Origin of the sequence: Collimonas fungivorans, assembly GCF_028292705.1 — a bacterium.
GTDB classification, from domain to species: domain Bacteria; phylum Pseudomonadota; class Gammaproteobacteria; order Burkholderiales; family Burkholderiaceae_D; genus Collimonas; species Collimonas fungivorans_B.
In genome coordinates this window covers 1-3,492 of the sequence record NZ_JAQGLV010000109.1, presented here as the reverse complement: position 1 = coordinate 3,492, position 3,492 = coordinate 1, and the positions used below count along the sequence as shown (strand labels likewise).

Here is a 3,492-nt window from a genome sequence, read left to right as displayed (position 1 = left end):
CGACCGTGCCCTTGACGCCGCCGGTGCGTGCGCGCGACACATAACAGGTCACGCCCTGCACCTTGGGATCGTCGTAAGCCTCGACCACCACCCGGTCATTGCGCCCGACCCAGCGGAACGCGGTGCTAACCTCGCCCACCTGTTCCGACGCCGCTTGCGCAGTACCTGTGGCGATTGCGGCAAAACCGAGTAAGGCGATCAACAGCAGGGATTTTGTACGCATATTTACTCCAAGAAAGAACACGATTGTATGCCGAACAACCTGCATGCCGTTTCAAGGCCGCTGTTTCAACACAGATAACAGACGTAAAAAAACCCTCGTCAGAGGGTTCTTAGATGCCCAGCCGGTATCCAGATACCGACACAGCTGGTGCGACCGAGAGGACTCGAACCTCCACAAGATTGCTCTCGACAGGACCTAAACCTGTTGCGTCTACCAATTTCGCCACGGTCGCATTTCCAACAAATACAGTGCAACCCCGCCCGGCAAGAATGGCTCGGCAGGATTGGACAGCCCGCTATTCTACTGCAAGCCATTCGATATGGCGAGAGGCTGTCTTGTTTTCTCGCCATATTTATACATGCTTAACCGGGGTTATCCGCGCCGCTCTCCGGCTGCGGCTTCTTGACCCGGAACCAGGCCGCATACAGCGCCGGCAGGAACAGCAAGGTCAAGCCGGTCGCCACGATCAGGCCACCCATGATAGCCACCGCCATCGGTCCCCAGAACACCGAACGCGACAAGGGAATCATCGCTAGCACGGCCGCCGCCGCGGTCAGCATGATCGGCCGGCAGCGCCGCACCGCCGACTCGACAATTGCATTCCAGGGCGCCACGCCGTTGGCGATATCGTGCTCGATCTGGTCGATCAGGATCACTGAATTGCGGATGATCATGCCGAACAGCGCGATCACCCCCAGCTGGGCGACAAAACCGAACGGCCGGTGCAGCAGCAGCAGCGCCGCCGCCGCCCCCGCCACGCCGAGCGGCCCAGTCAGGAACACCAGCAAGGAGCGCGAAAAGCTGTGCAGCTGCAGCATCAGCAAAGTGAAGATGATGAAAATCACCAGCGGCACATTGGCGGCGATCGAATCCTGCGCCTTGCCGGCATCGTGGGCGGCGCCGGCGATATCGATCAGGTAGCCAGGCGGCAGCTGGGCGCGGATCTTATCGAGCTGCGGATTGATCTGGTCGGTCACGGTCGGCCCTTGCACGCCGTCGATGACGTCCGCCTGCACCGTGATCGCCCAGTTGCGCCATTCGCGCCACACCACGCCCGGCTCCCACACCAGCTTGACCGTGGCGACCTGCGCCAGCGGCACCGACTTGCCGCTGGCGGTCGGCACATTAGCCTGGTTCAGGGCATCGATGGTGGCACGCTCGTCCAGCGGCTGGCGCACCACGATATCGATCAGGCGATCATGCTCACGGTACTGGCCGATGGTGGTGCCGGTCAGCATGGTGTTGACCGTCTGCATCACGGTTTGCGAACCGATGCCGAGGGTGCGCAATTTATCCTGGTCGAGGTCGATCCGCAGCACCTTGACCGATTCGTTCCAGTTGTCGTTGAGGCCGGTGATGTTCGGATTGCCGTTCATGACGCTCTTGACCTGGTCGGCAATCGTCCGCACCTTGGCGGCATCGGTGCCGCTGACACGGAACTGCACCGCATACGGCACCGGCGGACCGCTCGGCAGCAGCTTGACGCGCCCGCGCACTTCCGGGAAACCATGCTTGAAGGCCTCGGTGATGCGCAGCCGCAATGCGTCGCGCGACGCCAGGTCCTTGGTCAGCAGCACCAGCTGCGCCACATTGGTCTGCGGCAGGATCTGGTCGAGCGGCAGGTAAAAGCGCGGACTGCCGCTGCCGACGTAAGTGGTCATGCTTTCCAGCTCGGGCGCGGCATGGATGTACGCTTCGAATTTCTTGGCCTCGGCCTCGGTCGCGGCAAACGACGAACCCTCCGGCAGCCACAACTCGATCATCAGCTCGGGCCGGCTGGAATCGGGGAAAAACTGCTCTTCGATAAACTTGAAACCGAACACGCCTAGCGCAAACACCATCAGGGTCAAGGCGATGGTGGTCTTGCGCCACTCGACGCACCAGTTGACGGTGCGCCGCACGCGCGTATAGAACGGCGTATTGAACAATTCATGATGGCCGTCGGCGCCCGCCGCCGGCTTCACCTTCAGCAGCAGGAAACCGATATAGGGTGTAAACAACACCGCCACCAGCCAGGAAATCAGCAGGGCCAGCGCATTCACCGAGAACATGGAAAAGGTATATTCGCCGGCGGCCGACTTCGCCAGCCCGATCGGCAGGAAACCGGCGGCGGTGATCAGGGTCCCGGTCAGCATCGGCATCGCGGTAGAGGTATAGGCAAAGGTGGCCGCTTCCAGCCGCGACAAGCCCTCTTCCATCTTGCGCACCATCATTTCCACCGCGATGATGGCGTCGTCCACCAGCAAACCCAGGGCGATGATCAGCGCCCCCAGCGAGATCTTGTGCAAGTCGATGCTGAAGATGCTCATGAATAGGAAGGTCACCGCCAGCACCAGCGGAATTGTCAGGGCCACCACCAGGCCGGGCCGGACGTCGATGCGGAACGGCTTGGTATGGAAACCGAGCGACAGGAAACTCACCGCCAGCACGATCAGCACCGCTTCCATCAAGGTCTTCAGGAATTCGTTGACCGATTCGGCGACGATTTTCGGCTGGTTCGACACCCGCTCCAGGTCGATCCCGACCGGCAGCTTGGCCTTGATCTGGGCCGTCATCCTTTCCATGTCCTTACCGAGCGAAATGATATCGCCGCCCTTCGCCATCGAGACGCCGAGCCCGATCACTTCCTTGCCGTTGAAACGCATCTTGGTCTGCGGCGGATCCTGGTATTCGCGTTTGACGACGGCGAAATCGCCCAGCCGGAAGGTGGTGTTGTTGGCCCGCAGCTGCAGGTTTTCCAGGTCCTTGGGCGAGGCCAGCGCGCCGCTGACGCGGATCTGCAGGTTGTCGGTAGCTGTGGCCAGCACGCCGGTCGACTGCAAGGCGTTTTGTGCGCTCAGCTGGTTGACGATGTCCTGCACCGTAATGCCCAGCTGCGAGAATTTTTTCTGCGAAAACTCGATGAATATCTTTTCATCCTGGACGCCGAACAGGTCCACCTTTGCCACCGACGGCAAGGTCAGCAACTGCTGGCGCACGAAATCGGCGTAATCCTTGACGTCGGCATAATTGAAGCCGTCGCCCGAGACCGCAAAAATCGAGCCGTAGGTTTCACCGAATTCATCATTGAAGAACGGCCCCACCACGCCTTGCGGCAAGGTCAGTTTGATATCGTTGATCTTCTTGCGCACCTGGTACCAGGCGTCCGCGGTTTCCTTGGGCGGGGCCGATTCCTGCAAGGTCAGGATGATCAGCGTTTCGCCGGGCTTGGAATAGCTGCGGATGGTGTCGATATGTGGCGTTTCCTGCAGCTTCTTTTCCAGCTTGTC

At 60.6% G+C, this 3,492-nt stretch carries 2 protein-coding genes and 1 tRNA gene; all 3 read right to left on the bottom strand.

Annotated elements, in window-relative coordinates; genetic code table 11:
- On the bottom strand, positions 1-223 hold a 223-nt coding region (locus JWQ61_RS05415; protein WP_304359622.1), incomplete at its 3' end, for a CreA family protein.
- 145 nt (positions 224-368) lie between these two features.
- Positions 369-455, bottom strand: a tRNA-Leu gene (locus tag JWQ61_RS05410).
- Between the two features lie 130 nt (positions 456-585).
- The coding region (locus tag JWQ61_RS05405) for an efflux RND transporter permease subunit (protein ID WP_304359621.1) at positions 586-3,492 on the bottom strand (2,907 nt) is incomplete at its 5' end.